This is a genomic window from Amycolatopsis sp. NPDC049691 (genome assembly GCF_040675005.1).
In the GTDB taxonomy this organism is placed as follows: Bacteria; Actinomycetota; Actinomycetes; order Mycobacteriales; family Pseudonocardiaceae; genus Amycolatopsis.
On record NZ_JBFANX010000022.1, the window covers coordinates 71609 to 89802 of the forward strand.

Below are 18194 nucleotides of genomic sequence, written 5' to 3' on the forward strand. Positions count from 1 at the left end.
CCCAGGTCCACGCGGAAATCAGTCCGCGGAACCGTAGCGGGCGGTCAGGCTTGGGGGTCCTCCGACACGCTCAGGTGTTCGGCCACGCCGGTGAGCTCGATCACGCGACTCACGGCGGGACTCGGGACGACCTCGAGCTCGACGTCCTGCTCGCCGGCCTGGCGTTGTGCGCGGAGCACCACGTTCAGCGCGGAGGAATCGAAGAAGGTCACCCCGGTCAGATCGGCCACGACCCGCTGCGCGCGCTTGTCCGCGATCAGCCCCGCCAGGGCCTCCTGCAGCTGCGGGCTGGTGAGCAGATCGAGCTCGCCGGTGACCACCACCCGGGGCTCCGTCGCGTCGGTGTCCAGCGTGATGCCGAACCCGGGCGGGGTGGCGTTCTGGTCGGCTGCGGGCATGCAGTTTCTCCTCGTCAGGCGCTGCTCCTGCGCCGGGTACGCGCCTGCTGTCTCAAGCGGCAACCGTGTCACCGTGCCTTCCTGAAGCTCGCGCCGGCACGGTCAAAGGCAACTCCGGGGCCAACCCTAACCCAGGAAGCGACCGAGCCCGCCACGGCCGCCGCCCATTCGCGTGGACTGTTCACTCGCGATCGGATCCTGCCTGGTCAGTGCGCGCTCACGGCCTTGCGCGCCGCCCTGCGCTGGCGCAGGAACAGCTGCCGCCGCTCGATCTCGCCGAGGCCGCCCCAGATGCCGTACGGCTCCTGCACGGTCATCGCGTGCCGGCGGCACTGGGCGAGCACCGGGCACGTCTGGCAGATGGCCTTGGCCCGGGACTCGCGCCGCTCGCGCGCCGAACCCCGCTCGTTGTCCGTGTGGAAGAACAGGCTGCTGTCCGCGCCGCGGCAAGAACCGCGCAGCTGCCATTCCCACTCTTCAGCAACCACGTTGGGCAGCCGGCTGACGTCAGCCATGTCGTCCCTGCCTTTCCCAGGATGAGCATGTCGACCGCTACATGCCCGCCGGTGCAGCGGATCAAACCCGGGTTTGGTTTGCTCACCCCACGGGCATCTCGCGACCGGGCGTGAAGAGGACACCGCCGACCCCCTGAGCGCGAGCCGGAGAAAGGAACAAACGTGGAGGACAACGCCCCGCTCGTCCCGGAAGGCGCGCAGGTCATCGAGGTGCGGACGGCCGCGATCCCGCACGTCGTGCCGACGCTGCGCACGATCGTGGCGGACATCGCCATGCGCCAGGACTTCGACCTCGACGCCGTCGAGGACCTCCGGATGGCGGTGGACGAAGCGTGCTCGCTGTTGCTCCCCGCCAGCTCGGACGGCCGCCTGACCTGCGTTTTCTCGTGGAGCGGGCCGCGCATCGAGGTCTCCGTGTCGGTGCTTTCGGACACACCCGACCACGAAGACGACTCCGGTCTGTCGTGGCAGCTGCTGACCGCGCTCGCGACGTCGGCCGAGCGCACGGTGACCCCGGAGAACGGGCGCTACCTGTCCCGGGTCGACCTCGTCCGGGAGAGCCAGGCGGCGGACTCGTGAGCGATCCCGCCGGGGGCAGCGGGGAAGACGTCGCCGCGCTGTTCACCCGACTCGCCGGGCTGCCGGCGGACTCCCCGGAGCGGGAGCGCATCCGCGACACGCTCGTGCGCACGCACCTGGAGCTCGCGCGCAACCTGGCCCGCAAGTTCCGCAACCGCGACGAGGCGATGGAGGACCTGGTCCAGATCGCCACGGTCGGGCTCATCCACGCCGTCGACCGGTTCGACCCCGAGCAGGGGACGGACTTCCTGGCCTTCGCCGTTCCCACCATCTCCGGGGAGCTGCGCCACCACTTCCGCGACAACAGCTGGTCGGTGCGGGTGCCGCGGCGGCTCAAGGAGCTGAACGCGAACATCTCCGCCGCGCGCGAGGAGCTCACGGTGCAGCTTTCGCGGGCACCGAAGCCCAGTGAGATCGCCGCGCGGCTCGGCGTGCCGATCGAGGACGTCTACGAGGGCCTGCGCGCCGGTCAGGGCCGCTACGGCGCGTCGCTGGACCACCTGCTGGAGAACGCCGCGCACACGCGGTTCGGGGCGCCGGACGCCGAGCTCGGCCAGGCCGAGCTGCGCGAGGCACTGCGTCCGATGCTGGAGAGCCTGCCCGAGCGGGAGCGCAAGATCGTCGCGCTGCGGTTCGGGTCCGGGATGAGCCAGTCGGACATCGCCCGCCGCGTCGGGGTCTCCCAGATGCAGGTGTCGCGGTTGCTGGCCGCGACTTTGAAGAAGCTGCGTTCGGGCCTGGACGAATCCGAGCTGGCCGACGGCACCTGATTAGCCGCTGACCCGCTTGGGTACCAAGCGGACGGTACCCGAACTCACGGGAGGGGGACGCATGACGACGTCGGAGCTGCCTCAGCGCGCAGCTGTGCAGGCCGCGCCGCTGACGGTGCCCCTCCCGGACGACGTGACGGCCCCGGCCCGGGCGCGGCACGAGGTGCGCTCGGCCCTGCTCGCGGCCGGCCTGTGCGAGGCGCAGCTGGACGACGTCCTGCTGGCCACGTCCGAGCTGGTCACCAACGCCTTCGAGCACGGCGAACGTCCGCGGCGTCTCGAGCTGGGGTACGCCGAGGGGCTGCTGACCCTGCGGGTGTACGACGCCGGGCAGCTGCTGCCCGAGCTGCGGGCGCCGTCGCCGGCCGAGGCGCGTAGCCGCGGGCTCGTGCTGGTCCAGGCCCTCTCGGAGGACTGGGGCTTCGAGCGCTGCCCCGGCGGCAAGCTCGTCTGGGCCGTCTTCCGCGTCGCCGGCGCCTGATCAGCGCTCCAGGAGCTCCCGCGCGGCGGCGGTCTCGGCGATCCGCTGCCGGAACGGCTTCCGCTCCAGCGCCTCCACGATCGCCGCCAGCACCCCGCGCAACGGGTAGGGCAGCTCGGCTTCCAGCGCCTCCGACGCCTCCGTCGTCGCCGTCCACTCCGCCTCGATCAGCGGCAGCAGGCCGCGCGTCTTCTCGGTCAGGGACACGATCCGCTGGCGGGCGTCCGCGCCCGGTTCGAGGCTGACGAGCCCGGCGCGGTTCATCTGCGCGACGGTCTGGCTGGCCGCCGAGTGCGTCACGCCCATCTCGGCGGCGAGGTCGCGGATGGCCAGCGGGCCGCGCGCGAGCAGCGCCCGCACCACGCCCGAGTACCGCGGGCGGTAGTCGGCGAGGCCGATGTCGGCGAGGAACTGCGCGACGTCGCCCTCGAGGATTTCCAGGACGTGCCGCATCCGGGTCCCGAGCCCGTCCGGACCCGATGTCATGGCCATGACGGCCGATCATAGGTGTGCTTGGATCGCGGCATGGAGAACCGGAAGATCGCCCGGCTGGGCCGCGAGGTGTCCGTCGTCGGGCTCGGCTGCTGGCAGCTCGGCGCGGACTGGGGCGAAGTCGACGAAAAGGACGCACTGGCGGTGCTGGACGCGGCGGCCGACGCCGGCGTCACCTTCTTCGACACCGCGGACGTCTACGGCGACGGGCGCAGCGAGCGGCTGGTCGGCCGGTTCGCGGCCGGGCGTCCCGGCGTGTTCGTGGCGACCAAGATGGGCCGCCGGGTCGAGCAGGTGCCGGAGAACTACGTCGCCGCGAACTTCCGCGAGTGGAACGACCGGTCGCGCCGCAACCTCGGGGTGGACACGCTCGACCTGGTCCAGCTGCACTGCCCGCCGACTGCGGTGTACTCGTCCGACGCCGTGTACGACGCGCTCGACGCGATGGTCGAAGAAGGCCGGATCAAGGCGTACGGCGTGAGCGTCGAGACCTGTGACGAGGCGTTGACGGCGTTGGCGCGGCCCAACGTCGCTTCGGTGCAGATCATCCTCAACTGCCTGCGGCTCAAGCCGCTGGAGCGGGTGCTGCCCGCGGCGGCCGAGGCTGGCGCGGGGATCATCGCGCGGGTGCCGCTGGCGTCGGGCCTGCTGTCCGGCCGCTACACGGCTTCGACGACGTTCGCCGCCGACGACCACCGCAACTTCAACCGCCACGGCGAGGCGTTCGACGTCGGCGAGACGTTCTCGGGCGTGCCGTACGAGGTCGGGCTGGAGGCGGTCGAGCGGCTGCGCGGGCTGGTGCCCGAAGGCCAGACGCTGGCGCAGTTCGCCCTGCGCTGGATCATCGACCAGCCGGGCGTGAGCACGGTGATCCCGGGCGCGCGCAACGCTTCGCAGGCCACGGCGAACACGGCCGCGGCTGCTTTGCCGCCGTTGTCCGCGGAGGCGCTGGCGGGGGTGCGGGAGACCTACGACGAGCTGGTCCGTCCGCTCGTGCACGATCGCTGGTAGTCCCGGCATGATGGGCCGATGATGACGCCCGAAGAGCTCCTGACGACCACCAGGACCGTCCGCAAGCGGCTCGACCTCGACCGGCCCGTGCCGCTCGACCTGGTGAAACACTGCGTGCAGGTGGCACTGCAGGCGCCGAGCGGCTCGAACACCCAGCGCTGGCAGTGGCTGGTGGTCACGGACGCGGAGCAGCGGGCGGCGCTCGGGAGCATCTACAGCCGGGCGTGCCACGAGTACCTGGCTTCGGATCGCGCGGCCGGGAAGCTGTTCGCTGACGACCCTTCCCGGGCCGCGGTCCAGCAGCGCGTCGGCAGCAGCGTCGAGTACCTGGCCGACCGGATGGGCGACGTGCCGGTGCTCGTGGTGCCCTGCCTGGAGACGCCCTCGGCGGAGCTCCCGGCGGGCAACCAGGCGGGGCTGTGGGCGTCGCTGCTGCCGGCGGTGTGGAGCTACATGCTGGCGGCGAGGTCGGTGACGCTGGGCACGGCGTGGACGACGCTGCACCTGGCGTACGAGCAGGAGGCGGCGGAGGTGCTGGGGCTGCCGAAGAACGTCCACCAGGCGGCCCTGATCCCGACGGCGTTCTACACGGGCGAGACGTTCAAACCGGCCGCGCGCCAGCCCCTGGAAGAGGTCCTGCACCTCGACCGCTGGTAGCCGGTCGTGAGTGAGAAACAGCGTTGGAACACTGTTTCTCACTCACGACCCCGTGGCGGCCTCCTCACCGGGGCAGGGGGGGGACGTCGGCGAGGAGGCCGGGGCTCAGCCCGTGTAGGCCTTGAAGATGTTCGTGAACTCGTACAGCGACTGCGCGATCCCCGAGCACGTCGCCACCGCTCCCCCGCCCGGGCAGCCGCCGTTGTCGCGGCCCGCCGACCAGAAGCCGATGCTCGCCACGTGGTTCGCCTGCGCGAACGCCAGCAGCTGACGTGCCGCAGCCTGGTCCGTCACCGAACCCGTGTCGTTGCGGCCGATCATCGGGGTCAAGCCCAGCAGCCCCTTGATCTCGGCGTCGGACTTCGCCGGCCAGATCGTCTTCATCTGGCCCAAGGTCGCGTTCGCCGCCGACACCAGCGCGTCGCCCCACGAGCCGCTGTAGCCGAAGTCCATCAGCATCGGGTTGACCACCACGTTCAGCCCGCGTGCCGCCGCGTCCTGCAGGATCGACACCGAGAACGGGTCCATCCCGTAGTCCTGGCCCTGGATCCGCATCGTGTAGCTGATGTGCGTGCCGCGCTGCTGCTGCAACCGCAGCAGCGCCTGGTTGACCATCGCCGTCGGGATCGACGCCTCCACGTCGACGTCCAGGCTGTTGCTGCCCACCGCGTCCAGCGTCTTCACGTACGCGTTGTACAGCGCGTCCACCGAGCCGCAGACGTTCTCCAGGTACGGGCCCAGCGCCCCGCCCGAGGCCACCGTGACGCCGCCGCCGAGCGAGCGCAACGCGTTGACGTCGTTGATGATCCGGGAGTCCAGCAGCGGGACCGTGCCGCCCCACTGCGGGTCGCAGCCGAGGCTGCTGCCGAGCGCGAAGGCCAGCGTGAAGTTCTTCTGGCCCGTCGCGTTCGCCACCGAAACCAGCGACGGGGTCGCCATCGTGATGTCGATGTACGGCGACACCCGGGCGCTCCCGCCGGTCGGCGGCGTGGTGGTGGTGGTCGTCGTCGTCGTCGAAGGAGGGGTAGTGGTCGTCGGAGACGTCCCGCCCGTGCACGGCTGCCCGTTCAGCTTGCAGTTCGCGGGCAACCCGCTGCCGCTGACCAGGAACCCGAAGCTCGTCGACGCACCGGCGGCGACCGAGCCGTTGTACTCGCGGTTGGCGAACGAGTGGTGCGTGCCGGATGGCGTGTCGATCGCGTCCCAGTAGGACCCGAGCGACGAGCCGGACGGCAGGTCGAACTCCAGCTTCCAGCTCGTCAGCGCGGACGTGCCCGCGCTGATCGTGTACTTCGCCTGGTAGCCGGAGCCCCAGTCGGAGTCCTTGGCGAACGCCGCCGACGGCGCGGTGGCCGCGGTCGCGGGCGAGACGACGAGGACCGTCGCCGCCGAGAGGATCGTCGCCGCGAGGGCGAGCTTGGCTTTCATGGCGGGCCCTTTCAGCGCACGGTCAGGGTGAGCCGCTGGATGCCCCAGGCGTCGGCCTGCGAGCCGGGCAGCCAGACGTCGACGATGTCGTCCTTTATCCAGCTGCCGATGTCCGCCGCGTAGCACTCGCCGTAGCCCGGCACGGAGAACCTGGTGCCCCACGGGATGATCCGGGCGTCGACCGCGCAGAAGCCCGGCCCGGCGTTATAGCCCAGCGCGGTCTGGGCGACGTCGTTGTACGACGTCACGCGGTAGTTCAGCGTGGTGCCCGCCGGGATGCGGTAGGGCGCGAGCCGGCTGGTGCCGTCGAGGCGGTACGCCGTCGAGATCTGACCGAGCGAGCCGGGCGAGTTGTCCTCGGCCGTCATCGCGTAGAGCTGGTAGTTCGCGTTCTCGCACGGGCTCGCGTCGGTGACGGTGAGCGTCGGCTGGCCCCAGTCGCTGATCCACTGCAGGGCCTGGCCGTTGCGGAACGCGCGGTAGGCCTTCGCGCCGGCGACGCGGGCGAAGGTGAAAGTGACCTTGCCGTCCGCGCCGAGGCCGCCGCTGACCGAACCGGGCGCGGGCAGGCGGTTGCTGACGTCGACGGCGCCGACGAGCGTGCCGGGACCGTGGCCGCCGGTGACCGGGCGGTCCGGGATCGGGCCGGGGTAGAAGTGCTGGCAGGCGGGCAAGGTGGCCGCGGACGCGGCGGGCGCGACGAGCAGGCTGCCGGCGGCGAAGGCCGCCAGCGCGAGGACTCTGGCCAAGCGCATGACGAGGAGACCTCCATGGTGGGGACCGGGGTGGAGGTGACGCGGGTGGGGAGGTGCGGGTTCGCCGCGCACCTGACGTTAAGTGGCCTGGACCACACAGTCAATAGGTCTAGACCTTTAAGTTTTCCGGTACCCCGATCGGCTCAGCCGAGGTAACTCACCAGGCGGTCGGCGATCTGCGCGGGGTGACTCAGCGGGGCGCAGTGCGGGCCGTCGACCTCGTCCGGCGTCAGGCCCAGGCGCTCTTTGGCCACCCGGCGCTGAAAGTCCGGCGTGAAGAACCGGTCGTCGCGGCACAGCAGGACCCGGGTCGGGACGTCCGGGTGGGCCGGCAGCGGCCACGGGTCCTCGCCCTCGCGGCTCACCTGCTCGCGCCCGTGCGCCATGCCTTCCGCGGCGAGCGCCGGGTCGACGCCGTTGAAGAACGTCTCGATCTCCGTGAGCCCCGAGGGGGCGGAGAAGCCGGTGTTGGACCACCACTGGCCCGGCGGCTCCCCCGGCGCCGGGATCATCCCGGCCAGGTAGACCAGCAGCCGCGCGCGCACCTTCGCGGCGACCAGCGAGGCCGTGAACCCGCCGTACGAATGCCCGACGACGGCGACGTCCGAAGTGTCGCCCAACGCCGCCAACACGGTGTCGACGAAGTCCGAGAGCCCGGCCGAAGGGTCGGTGATCGGCAGGTCCGGCGCGACGAAGCTGTGGCCGCGCGCCTCCAGCTCCGGGCCGAGCAGGTGGAAGTCCCACCCGCTGCCGCCGCCACCGTGGATCAGCGCGAACGTCGTCATGCCGGCCAGCTCAGCAGCGGCGCAGCATGTCCGTCAAGGCGGTTTTCTCGCCTTCGGTGATCGTCAGGCCGTAGTAGTGCTTCACCACGATCCAGTCGGTCGCGTAGGTGCACCAGAACGCCACGAGCGGCGGCTTCCACTGGTCCGGCGCCTTGTCGCTCTTCTGCTGGTTGACGTTGTCGGTGACGGCGAACAGCTGCGGCCGGGTCAGGTCGTTGGCGAACTGCTCGCGCTTCTCGGTCGTCCACGTCTTCGCGCCGCTGGCCCACGCCTGCCCGAGCGGGACCATGTGGTCGATGTCGACGTCGGTCGCCTTGGTCCAGGTCTCGTCGTCGTAGACGCTGTGCCACGTCCCGGACGTCGGCCGGCAGTCCTTGTCGGTCTTGACGTCCTTGCCGTCCCGCTTGAGGACGACTTCGCGGGTGTCACAGCCTGACCCTTGGTTGTCCCAGTGCGGGAACTTCTCACGCGAGTAGCCGTCCATCGACGTCCGCGCGGCGATGGTCAGCTCGCCGAGCTGCTTCTGCGCGTCGGCCGCGCTGACCGGAACCGGTGCCGCGGACGACGGCGACGGCGGCGGGGTCGCACCGGAGCTTCTCGTCGCCCAGTACCCGAAGAAGGCCACCGCCAGGATCGCGACTACCAGCAGAGATCGTTGGGTCACGCTGAGCCGAAAGCCGCGGGCCGCCACGATTTTCTCCTCTCGAATTCACCTGAGCGCGGCGTAGTCTCACCCCTGCCGGCCTGGGAAAACCGCGCCGACACGACGACCTGGCGCGAATGTGACCTCGCCCACCCACGGCAGGGGTGTCACACCGAGCCGATCATCTGCGACTACCGGAGCAGGACCCATCCGGAGGGAGCAGCCGATGCCCGGCCGGCTCAAGAAGTTCGACGAGTTCTTCCAGCGCAAAGCCGCTGAGGGCGGCAACGTCGTCGCCATGGCCAGGATGGGCTCCGCCATGCGCGAGCAGGGGAACCTCGCCGAGGCCGAGTCGTGGTTCCGCAAGGCCGCGATGGGCGGCGACCGCGTCTCGATGACGTCGCTGGCGCACCTGCTCGCCGAACGCGGCGCGCAGGAGGAAGCCGAGCGCTGGTACCACGAGGCCGCACTGGCCGGCGAGCCGCACGGGATGCTGAACCTCGCCCGCTCCTACGAGCGGCGCGGCAAGCGCGAAGACGCCCAGCACTGGTACGCCGAGGCCGCCCGCACCGGCGACCTGCCCTCGATCGCCGCGCTCGGGCACATGCTGCGCGAGCAGGGGCGGACCGAAGAGGCCGAGACGTGGCTGCGGCAGGCCGCCGACGCCGGGATCACGAGCGCGATGGTCGACCTCGGCATCGTGCTGCGCGACCGCGGCCAGGCCGCCGAAGCCTCCCGCTGGTGGCGCTCGGCCGTGCAGGCGGGCGACCTCGCCGCCACCTGCCAGCTGGGCAGGCAGGCCGAACGGCTCGGCAGGCCCGGCGACGCCGAGTCGTGGTACCGCCAGGGCGCGACCGGCGGGCACGTCGAGGCGATCGTCCGGCTCGGGCTGCTGCTGCACCGCCGCGGCGACCTCGAAGAAGCCGAGAACTGGTACCTCGACGCCGCCGAGCGCGGTGACCCGGCGGCGATGACGAACCTCGGCGTGCTGGCCCGCAACCGCGGCGACGAGGGCGAGGCCGCGGCCTGGTACCGCAAGGCCGCCGAGCACGGCAGCGTCCCCGCGCTCACCAACCTCGGGCACCTCGCCGAGCACCGGGAGGACTTCGGCGAGGCCGAGCGGTGGTTCCGCCGGGCCGCCGACACCGGCGACGTCCAGGGCATGCTCAGCCTGGCCCGGATGCTGCGGTCGCGAGGGGCCGCCCACGAGGCGGAGCAGTGGCTCGCCCGCGCGGAGCACGTCCAGGACGACCGCGAGCACCACTTCTGACCTATTGTGTGATCCACTTCACAGTTCTAGCCTGGACCGGGGACGAGCCACCGCACTGTGGAGGTCGCGGAATGAGGCCACGGGTCCTGGTCGCCGGCATCGGCAACATCTTCCTGAGCGACGACGGTTTCGCCGTCGAGGTCATCAAGGAGCTGGAGGCGGCCGACCTGCCGCCGTGGGTGCAGATCGCCGACTACGGCATCGCGGTCACCCACCTCGCCTACGACCTGACGGGCGGCTACGACACGACGATCCTGCTCGACGCGACCCCGCACGGCCGCCCGCCCGGCACGCTCTCGCTGATCGAGGCGGACACCGACGACCTGGCCGCTTCGCCGGCCATCGACGCGCACGGCCTGCGCCCGGACGCGGTGTTCCGGCTGCTCGGCCTGCTCGGCGGCGACGCCGGGCGCGTCCTGGTCGTCGGCTGCGAACCGGCCTGCCTCGACGGCGGGATCGGCCTGTCGCCGGAAGTGGCGGCCGCCGTCCCGGCCGCGGTCCGCGCGGTCACCGAGCTCGCCTGGGGAACCAGCCCGGAGCTGCCGCGCAAGGAGAACGCGGAGGTCTGAGCGCCGGGTGTCCGCCCGCGGCCGGCCGTCCCCCGGACAGTGTCCGGATGTGGACGATCGGGGGAATGCTGTCACTTTTGTCGGTCCGCCGGGGCACAATCGTGCGGCAACCGGGCGAATGGCGGACTCCGGAGGGGCCAGTGCAGGGGCGGGACGTTGCGGTCGGCGGCACGACCGAGATGTGGGAGCGGCTGTTCGGCGCGCGCGAAACGTGGGGCTGGGAGTACACGCCACCCGCGCCGGTCACTGTGAGCCCGGAGTCGGCCACCCCACCGGTCGCCGAGCAGGTGTACGCGCCACACGACTACCTGCTGCGGGAGAAGCGCAGCAAGCGCGCCTGGCTCGGGCTGCTCGGCTGGCTCGCCCTGACCGTCGTCCTGGTCGTGATGGTCGGCGGGATGATGGAGTCCGTCTCGAAGCAGGTCCCGCTGGCCGCCCAGATCACCACCAGCGTGGTGCTCGTCGTCGGCGTCGTCCTGGCGATCGTGCACTTCTTCCGGACGCGGCGGCGGTTCACCGTGATGAAGCGCGGCTACGAGTCCCACTACAACCGCGCGCTCGAGTCGTACACGCAGGCCCACTTCGCGTGGCAGCAGCGGGTCGCCGAGCACGACCGCCGGGAACGCGAGCGGTTCGGCTCCGCGATGCTGTGGCAGCCGGTGAAGCTGAACACCCGGCCCAACCGCGTCGACGTCTTCGGCGGGACCGAGGACGGCTGGGCGAGCCTGCTCGCCACCAGCGGCGCCGCCCAGCTGGCCGGCGGCGCGTCGATGCTGCTGCTGGACCTGACCGACATGGCCGTCGCCGACGACCTGACGCTGGCCGCGGCGGCCAAGGGCTACGAGGTCGCCGTGCACGAGCTGCCGCGCGACCTCGGCGCGTTCGGCCTGCTCGCCGACCTCGACCCGCACGAGCTGGCCGAGGTCGTCGCCGAGGCGATGCACAACCTGAACCGCACGGCGCTGGGCGCCGACCTGCGCGGCCTGCACGCCGACCTGCTCACCACCGTGGCCGAGCGGCTGACCGGGCCGGTCACGTTCACCAAGCTCGTCGCCGGGCTGCAGGTGCTGCGCCGGGTGTACGACGCGGGCTCGGACGAAACGCTGTCGGCCGACGAGCTGCGCAAGCTCAACTCCTATGTGGACACCGTCGGCAACACCGAGCAGGTGCGCAACGAGCTCATCGCGCTCGAAGGCGAGATCCGCGGGCTGGCGCGGACCGAGCAGCCCACCGACGGCACGCCCACCGGGTTCCGCGCGAGCTGGCCGTCGCGCGGCCTGTCCGTCGTCGCGACCCGGACCAAGATCGGGCGGCACAAGCGGTTCCTCGACCACGTCGTCTTCCACCGCGCCCTGCAGGAGCTGCACTCCCGGGAGACGACCGGCCGCGAGGTGCTGATCGTCGCCGGCGCCGACCAGATCGGGCTCGACGCGCTGGAGTCCATGGCCCAGCAGGCCCGCCGCGCCGGGGTCCGGCTCGTCTTCCTGCTCCGGCACCTGCGCGACGACCTGCAGAAGCTGCTCGGCGGCTCCGGCAGCGTCAGCCTGCTCATGCAGCTGGGCAACGCGAACGAGGCGGCGAACGCGGCGGAGTTCATCGGCCGCGGCTTCAAGTTCGTCCTCTCCCAGCTGACCGCGGAGATGGGCAAGACGTTCACCGAAGGCAACTCGTCCAGCACGGGCGGGTCCACCGGCTCCTCCAGCAGCCGCGGCTACAGCTACGGCGGCAGCAGCAGTTTCACCAGCGGGAGCGGCGGCAGCGGCGGGTCGTGGTCGTCGGGTTCGAACTGGAGCCGGAACTTCAGCTCGTCGACCTCCCGCGAGAGCAACTGGCAGGACACCGTCAACCAGTCCGAAGCCATCTCGCGCAGCGAAGGCGAGACGCGCGCCCGCGTGTACGAGTTCCAGGTCGAGCCGACGGCGCTGCAGTCGCTCGCGCCGACGGCGTTCGTGCTCGTCGAGGCGGGTCCGAGCGGGCGGCGGGTGGTCATGGGCGACTGCAACCCCGGCATCGTCCTGCTCGACCGGGTCGCGCTCCCGCGCTGATGTCCCCGCTCGCCGGCTTCGGCTTCCACCGCCTGCTGTCGGTGCCGCGCGGCGACGACCTCGCCACGGACGCCGACCGGCCCGACGAGACCGGCGGCCGCGCCCCGGCGCAGCTGTTCGCCGCGCTCACCGCGGCCCACGCCGACCTGCGGTTCCGCGGCCCCGACGCGGCGTTCGCGGTCGCCTGGGACCGCACGGGCGGGGCGCGGTCGCTGCGCGTGCTGGTCGGCGGGCGCCCGCACTCGCCGGTCGCGCGGCCCGCCGACGGCCCGGTGCCGATCCTCTACCCGCCGGGCAGCCTCGGCACACCCGTCGCCGAGACCGTCGAAGAGTGGGCGGCACTGCCGGCGTGGACGCGGTGCGCGGGCGCCCACGATCCACTGTGGACACCCCAGTCCGGTGCGGACGCGCCGGGCCGCGGCGGCTTCGACGACTACGTCGCCCACCTGCCCGGCGAGTTCGTCTGGCTGGTCGTCGCCGAGCCGCTGGGCACCGACGCCGTCGAACGCGAGCTCGTCGGCCTCGAGACGACGATCCCGCGGCTGCGGCAGCGGGAGAACTCCGAACCGGACCGGATCGCGCTGCTGCGGGCCGAGGGCCGGTACCGGGAGCTGTCGCGGGCCAAGTCCGCCGGGCTGTGGACGGTGCACGTCCTGGTCGGCGGCCCGGACGAGCCGAGCACGCGCGCGGCGGCCGCGTTGCTGTGCAGCGCCAGCGACCTCGACGCGCTGCCGTACGTGCTGACACCGGGCACCGACTGCGTCCCGCTGGCGTCGGCGTGGAAGAGCGAGGGCGCGTTCGCGGCGCCCGGCGAGTTCGTCGCGGCGATCGCCCGCCCGCCGCGGCGCGAGCTGCCGGGGATCCGGATGACCGAGCCGCCGCTGTTCGACGTCACCCCGGAGGCCGACGGCGAGATCCCGCTCGGCACCGTCCTCGACGACGCGGACCAGGAGGTGGGCGAGTTCCGCGTCGCGCTCGACACGCTCAACCGGCACACGTTCGTCGCGGGCGCCACCGGGTCCGGCAAGTCTCAGACCGTCCGGCATCTGCTGGAGGGGCTGCACACCGCGGGCGTCCCGTGGCTGGTCATCGAGCCGGCGAAGGCGGAGTACGCGGCGATGGCGGGCCGGCTCGGCCCGTCCGGCGAGGTCACGGTGATCCGCCCGGGCGACCCCGGCGCGTACCCGGCCGGGCTCAACCCCCTGGAACCGGCGGCGGGCTTCCCGCTGCAGACGCACCTGGACCTGACCCGCGCGCTGTTCCTGGCGGCGTTCGACGCGGACGAGCCGTTCCCGCAGGTCCTCGCGCAGGCACTGACCCGGTGCTATACCGAACAGGGCTGGGACCCGGTGACCGGCGAGGTCCGCGGCCGCGTCGGGCGGGTGAAGTACCCGAGCCTGGGCGACCTGCAGCAGACGGCGATCGAGGTGGTCAAGGGCATCGGCTACGGCAAGGAGGTCGCCGACAACGTCCGCGGCTTCGTCGACGTCCGCATCGGGTCGCTGCGACTGGGCACACCGGGCCGCTTCTTCGAGGGCGGCCACCCCCTGGACATCGCGCGGCTGCTGCGCGGCAACGTCGTGCTGGAGATCGAGGACATCGGCTCCGACATGGACAAGGCGTTCTTCATCGGCGCGGTGCTGATCCGGCTGTTCGAGCACCTGCGCGTCCACCACGTGGCCGGTTCGGCCGGGCTGAAGCACGTGCTGGTGCTGGAGGAGGCGCACCGGCTGCTGAAGCGGGCGGAGCCGGGCAGCCCGACCGAGCACGCGGTGGAGCTGTTCACGTCGCTGCTGGCCGAGATCCGCGCGTACGGCGAAGGAATCGTGGTGGCGGAGCAGATCCCGGGCAAGATCGTTCCGGACGTCATCAAGAACACGGCGTGCAAGATCCTCCACCGGCTGCCGGCCGCGGACGACCGCGAGGCGGTCGGAGCGACGATGAACCTGAGCGAAGCCCAATCCCGCCACGTGGTGACGCTGCCCCCGGGCCGGGCGGCGGTGTTCACGGACGGAATGGACCGGCCGTTGCGGTTGGCCATGCCGCTCGGTGCGTCACTGGAGGACGCGTCTTCGGCCTCGTCGTCACCACCGCTGGCGGCCCGCCGAAGTGTCGCATGTGGACAGTTGTGCGCGGCGCGGGCGTGCACGTTGCGCGAGCTGGGCGACGCGGTGTACCGCGCGGACGAGGACCCGGAACTGGTGCTGTGGCTGGAGTTGCTGACGGTCGCGCACATCGCCGGCCGCCCGGCGCCTACGCCGTCCGACTCGTGGATCGCTTCGGTACACGCGAAGTACGACCCGCGGACGCTGGAATGCGCGGTGGCACACCGGATCCAGACGGCGGTGGACGCCCGCTACGCGGGGATCACCCGCTACAACCCGGCGGCCGGGTTCATCTCCCACCTGGCGGACAGCGCCCGGCGGACGTTGGCGGGTGAGCCGGGCTGCGCGGGTCCGGAGGTCCGGTGGCAGGCGGGGAGCTACCGCTGGTACGACGTCCTGCTGGCGCTGAAGGCCGATGAGCCGGACACCGGGCCGCATCCGCTGACGTCGTCGTGGGCGGACCGGGGATTGCTCCTCGAAGGTGCGACACGCGCGGAGCAGCTGGCGGCCCTGCGCCGGCGCCCGGAGCAGTGGTCCGACGACGGACCAACCGTCATCGGCACGACCCGGCCGACGTTGATCCTGAAGGCGGCGGCCCAGCTGAGCAACGCGAAGACGGAGACCGCCCGCGTCCAGGCGGCGACGAAGTTCCTGAACATCGAGTTCCGCGCCGACCGCGTGCTGCGCTTGGACGCCGAGGGGGCCAAACGATGAACGAGACCAGCGAGGGAGCACCCGAAGCGCCGGAGCCCCCACCGGAACCCGCGGACACGGAGCCGGACCACCCCGAAGGCCCGGCGGAGGACGACTCACCGGACGACACCCCGGATCAGGGGCCCGAGGAGACCGGCACACCCGACGACCCACCCGACGACGAGCCGGACCAGCCCCGCGAAGACGACGCCGCGGTGGACGATCCCGGCGCGGAGGATCCGCCGGACGACAGCGCGGAGGAACCACCGCCCGAGGACCCGGACGACGTCCCGGACGATCCCCCGGACGACGAACCCGACCCAGGCACGGAAGAAACCCCCGACCAGGCGGAGGACCGGGCGGCCGACGACGACCCGCCGGACGACGAGCCGGATGCCACCGAGCAGCCCGAGGACGACGCCGCCGGCGAGCGCGCCGAAGAAGCCGACCACCGCGACGAGAACGACCTGCGTGCCGACGAACAGCCGCCGGAGGACACGGACGACGCCGAAGACCCCGGCCACCCCGAAGACGACGCCGCCAACGAACGCGCCGAAGAAGCCGACCGCCGCGGCGAAGACGACCTCCGCGACAACGAACAGCCGCCAGAGGACACCGACGGCACCGAAGACCCCGACCGTCCCGAAGACGACGTGGCGCCCGACGACACGGATCGCCGCGACGACGAACAGCCGCCCGAGGACACCGACGACCGCGCCGACCAAGCTGAAGACCCTGACCGCCCCGAAGACGATCGCGCCGAGGAACCGGAGCAAGCGGATCGGGAAGACACCGGCGGCGACGATCCGGACGACTTCGAGCGGGAGCGGGAACTCACCCTGCCCGGTCCGATGTGGGACGGCCCGTCGAGCACGACGGCGGCCGAATCGCGGACCGAACAGCCGGTCGTGTTCGAAGAGCCCGTGAGGCTGGAGTCCGGCCAGGACACCGATCCCGGCCGGTCGCCGGAGCGAGCCGTCCGGTCCGAGGTTCCCGGGCCGGAGCAGGCTTCCCGGGAGCTGCCGGTGGTTGAGGCTCAGGCTTCCGGCCGATCCGAAAACCCCGACCGGGGCTCGGCGGGATCGCCCGAAGTCCGGGTCGCACCCGGCGCCGAAACGCGGACGGATTCCGGCACGCGGACGGATTCCGGCACGCGGGGTGGAGGCGACAACTCACCCGGCGGACCGGAGTCACGGATCCCGGAGCTGGGGCCGAACGACTACGTGGCAGTCGTGAACGAGCGCGGAGAACTCGTGGAGAAGCAGCGCCCCGAGCCGGACGCCGCGAATTCGCCGGACGAGCCGAACCGCGACGAAACCGGCGTCGAGCGGAAAACGGAACCGGCCCTCGAACAGAAACCGAAGGAACGGTCGTCCACGGAGATGGCGAAGGGCGCCGAGAAGGCGGAGAAGCTCACCAATGCGGTGACCGACGCCTACGGAACCCCCGGACACACCGAGATCCACACCGGTCAGGAGGTCAGGGTCGACGCGGTGCCGGCGCCGGCCGACCACACGCTGGGCGCTCTGGCCGCCACCGCCTTCACGGCCGGCGCGATGTACGAAACCGGTCTCGACGGGCTCAAGGGCATGGTCAGTGCCTTGCGGGGAGACCAGCCGTCGATGATGCCCGAGGAACCGGCGGCACCCGAAGCGGCCGACGGCGGTTCCCCGCCCGATGACCCCGACGGCCCGGATGGACCCAACGGCCCACATGGACCGGACGGTCCTGGTGGCCCCGGCGGGCCCCACGGGCCGGACGGTCCCGGTGGCCCCGACGACCCGGCCGGATCCGGCGAGTCGTCGGACGACCACGAAGCCAGGGACGAAGCCTCGGCCGAGGCCATCGAGAAGGTCGACACCGCCGCGCACGCCGCCGGGACGTTCGCCGAGTTGCTCGGCCGCGAAATGCCCCACGGTGTGGAAGCCTTCGGCGAGGTCATGCAGTCGTTCGGCGCGGCTCTCGCCGAGGCGTACAAGAACCGCGAGGGGATGCAGATCTACGTCGAGGCCAAGTTCCGGGAGCTGCGGGACCGCCTCCGCGGGCACGGGAAGAACGACTAGCTCGGTGGCCGCCGGCTCCCGGCCCATTCCGTCAGGGCCGGGAGGTCCGGCGGCTGCCGCAACGCGTCGAGCACCACGTTCACCCCCGCCCGCAACGGCGTTCCCCGGCGCACCACCGCCGCGATCGTGCGGGTCACCGGGGTGGCCAGCTCGCGCGTCACCACCCGGTAGCGGCGGTCCACCGCCAGCAACGGCAGCAGCGCGATCGACAACCCAGCCTCCACGTGCTGCAACGTCATCAGGTAGTTGCTGAACCGGCACACCACCCGCGGCTCGAAGCCCGACTCGCGGCACAACCGCAGCGTCAGGTCCGCCATGTACGACTGCGGCACATCCAGCGCCCACGGCGAATCCGCGTACGCCGACAACACCGCCGGGCCGCGACCTTCCGCGGAGGTCACCAGCACGATCGGGTCCGTGGCCAGCGGGACGATGTCGAGGTCGGGGCCCAGGGGCAGCTGGACGAAGTCCGTCGTCGTGATGATCACGTCCGCGTCGCCGCCGCGCAGGGCCGGGATGCTCGCGTGCGGCTCCAGCTCCAACAGCTCGACCTCCAGGTGCGGGTACGCGCCCGCCAGCCGCGTCACCGCCGGGACCGCCATCGTGTGGATCGCGCTCTGGAACGCGCCGAGCCGGACCAGGCCGACCGGCTCCTCGCCGAGGCTGCGCAGCTCCGCCTCGACCGTGTCCATGTGGTCGAGGATCGCCCGCGCGCGCCGCGCCAGCATCAGCCCCGCCGGCGTCAGGCGGACCCGGCGGCCGGTGCGTTCCAGCAGCTGGGTGCGGGTTTCCGCTTCGAGCACGGCCAGCTGCTGCGACACGCTCGACGCGCTCAGGTTCGCGTCGTGGGCCACCGCGCGGACGGTCCCCAGTGTGTCGAGCCGGCTCAGCAGCCGCAGGCGCCACGGGTTCAGCATCCGCCCATTCTTGTGCGG

18 protein-coding genes are annotated in these 18194 nt (G+C 72.0%); 10 read left to right on the forward strand and 8 right to left on the reverse strand.

From position 1 onward, the window contains the following. Window positions 1-44: 44 nt before the first annotated feature. Together AB0J40_RS37515 and AB0J40_RS37520 are read right to left on the reverse strand one after the other, a co-directional pair. Window positions 45-398 carry an STAS domain-containing protein gene (locus AB0J40_RS37515; RefSeq protein ID WP_086862300.1) on the reverse strand — a complete coding sequence of 118 codons (354 nt, stop codon included), beginning with the start codon at window positions 396-398 and terminating at the stop codon, window positions 45-47. Between the two features lie 206 nt (window positions 399-604). Further along, entirely contained in the window at window positions 605-913 is a 309-nt protein-coding gene (locus tag AB0J40_RS37520; protein WP_364463193.1) for a WhiB family transcriptional regulator, read from the reverse strand. 162 nt (window positions 914-1075) lie between these two features. Between AB0J40_RS37520 and AB0J40_RS37525 the strand changes: the two genes are divergently transcribed. From AB0J40_RS37525 to AB0J40_RS37535, 3 genes are all read left to right on the forward strand, one after another. Next, window positions 1076-1492, forward strand: a complete 417-nt coding sequence (locus AB0J40_RS37525) for an anti-sigma factor (RefSeq protein WP_364463196.1) — start codon at window positions 1076-1078, stop codon at window positions 1490-1492. Next, window positions 1489-2262 (forward strand): SigB/SigF/SigG family RNA polymerase sigma factor, encoded by a 774-nt coding sequence (locus AB0J40_RS37530; RefSeq protein WP_364463199.1) that lies wholly within the window; start codon window positions 1489-1491, stop codon window positions 2260-2262. Before AB0J40_RS37525 ends, AB0J40_RS37530 begins: the two co-directional genes overlap by 4 nt. Window positions 2263-2323: 61 nt before the next feature. Beyond that, the gene (locus AB0J40_RS37535; RefSeq protein WP_364463202.1) at window positions 2324-2743 is read left to right on the forward strand and encodes an ATP-binding protein; all 420 of its coding nucleotides are present in this window, start codon (window positions 2324-2326) and stop codon (window positions 2741-2743) included. Here the strand turns inward: AB0J40_RS37535 and AB0J40_RS37540 are convergent, their stop codons facing one another. Continuing rightward, window positions 2744-3235, reverse strand: a complete 492-nt coding sequence (locus tag AB0J40_RS37540; RefSeq protein WP_364463205.1) for a MarR family transcriptional regulator — start codon at window positions 3233-3235, stop codon at window positions 2744-2746. It abuts the gene before it with no gap. A 33-nt stretch (window positions 3236-3268) separates the two neighbouring features. Between AB0J40_RS37540 and AB0J40_RS37545 the strand changes: the two genes are divergently transcribed. Both AB0J40_RS37545 and AB0J40_RS37550 read left to right on the forward strand, forming a co-directional pair. Then, on the forward strand, window positions 3269-4246 hold the full coding sequence (locus tag AB0J40_RS37545) for an aldo/keto reductase (protein ID WP_364463208.1): 978 nt from the start codon (window positions 3269-3271) through the stop codon (window positions 4244-4246). A gap of 18 nt (window positions 4247-4264) precedes the next feature. Then, the gene (locus AB0J40_RS37550) at window positions 4265-4903 is read left to right on the forward strand and encodes a nitroreductase family protein (protein WP_364463210.1); all 639 of its coding nucleotides are present in this window, start codon (window positions 4265-4267) and stop codon (window positions 4901-4903) included. A 105-nt stretch (window positions 4904-5008) separates the two neighbouring features. Here the strand turns inward: AB0J40_RS37550 and AB0J40_RS37555 are convergent, their stop codons facing one another. From AB0J40_RS37555 to AB0J40_RS37570, 4 genes are all read right to left on the reverse strand, one after another. Further along, window positions 5009-6331 (reverse strand): cellulose binding domain-containing protein, encoded by a 1323-nt coding sequence (locus AB0J40_RS37555; protein ID WP_364463213.1) that lies wholly within the window; start codon window positions 6329-6331, stop codon window positions 5009-5011. 11 nt (window positions 6332-6342) lie between these two features. Continuing rightward, complete coding sequence (locus tag AB0J40_RS37560; protein WP_364463216.1) at window positions 6343-7086, reverse strand: 3D domain-containing protein; 744 nt, start codon at window positions 7084-7086, stop codon at window positions 6343-6345. Between the two features lie 143 nt (window positions 7087-7229). Then, complete coding sequence (locus tag AB0J40_RS37565; RefSeq protein WP_364463219.1) at window positions 7230-7871, reverse strand: alpha/beta hydrolase; 642 nt, start codon at window positions 7869-7871, stop codon at window positions 7230-7232. Window positions 7872-7881: 10 nt separating this feature from the next. Next, window positions 7882-8562 carry an HNH endonuclease family protein gene (locus tag AB0J40_RS37570; RefSeq protein ID WP_364463222.1) on the reverse strand — a complete coding sequence of 227 codons (681 nt, stop codon included), beginning with the start codon at window positions 8560-8562 and terminating at the stop codon, window positions 7882-7884. Window positions 8563-8740: 178 nt separating this feature from the next. Here AB0J40_RS37570 and AB0J40_RS37575 point away from each other — a divergent pair, with 178 nt between their 5' ends. The 5 genes from AB0J40_RS37575 (at window position 8741) to AB0J40_RS37595 (ending at window position 17259) form a co-directional block, all read left to right on the forward strand. Then, a complete protein-coding gene (locus tag AB0J40_RS37575; RefSeq protein WP_364463225.1) occupies window positions 8741-9784 on the forward strand; it encodes a tetratricopeptide repeat protein in 1044 nt (347 codons plus the stop codon). A 71-nt stretch (window positions 9785-9855) separates the two neighbouring features. Further along, the gene (locus AB0J40_RS37580) at window positions 9856-10353 is read left to right on the forward strand and encodes a hydrogenase maturation protease (RefSeq protein ID WP_364463227.1); all 498 of its coding nucleotides are present in this window, start codon (window positions 9856-9858) and stop codon (window positions 10351-10353) included. 140 nt (window positions 10354-10493) lie between these two features. After that, window positions 10494-12398 carry a hypothetical protein gene (locus AB0J40_RS37585; RefSeq protein ID WP_364463230.1) on the forward strand — a complete coding sequence of 635 codons (1905 nt, stop codon included), beginning with the start codon at window positions 10494-10496 and terminating at the stop codon, window positions 12396-12398. After that, window positions 12398-15217: a helicase HerA-like domain-containing protein gene (locus AB0J40_RS37590; protein WP_364463233.1), complete on the forward strand. Its 2820-nt coding sequence runs from the start codon at window positions 12398-12400 to the stop codon at window positions 15215-15217. The genes AB0J40_RS37585 and AB0J40_RS37590 overlap by 1 nt, the downstream gene beginning before the upstream one ends. Continuing rightward, window positions 15214-17259 carry a hypothetical protein gene (locus AB0J40_RS37595; RefSeq protein WP_364463236.1) on the forward strand — a complete coding sequence of 682 codons (2046 nt, stop codon included), beginning with the start codon at window positions 15214-15216 and terminating at the stop codon, window positions 17257-17259. The genes AB0J40_RS37590 and AB0J40_RS37595 overlap by 4 nt, the downstream gene beginning before the upstream one ends. On the opposite strand, the gene AB0J40_RS37600 is transcribed toward AB0J40_RS37595, so the two are convergent. Beyond that, window positions 17256-18176 (reverse strand): LysR family transcriptional regulator, encoded by a 921-nt coding sequence (locus AB0J40_RS37600; protein ID WP_364463239.1) that lies wholly within the window; start codon window positions 18174-18176, stop codon window positions 17256-17258. The genes AB0J40_RS37595 and AB0J40_RS37600 overlap by 4 nt on opposite strands. Between the last annotated feature and the right edge of the window lie 18 nt (window positions 18177-18194).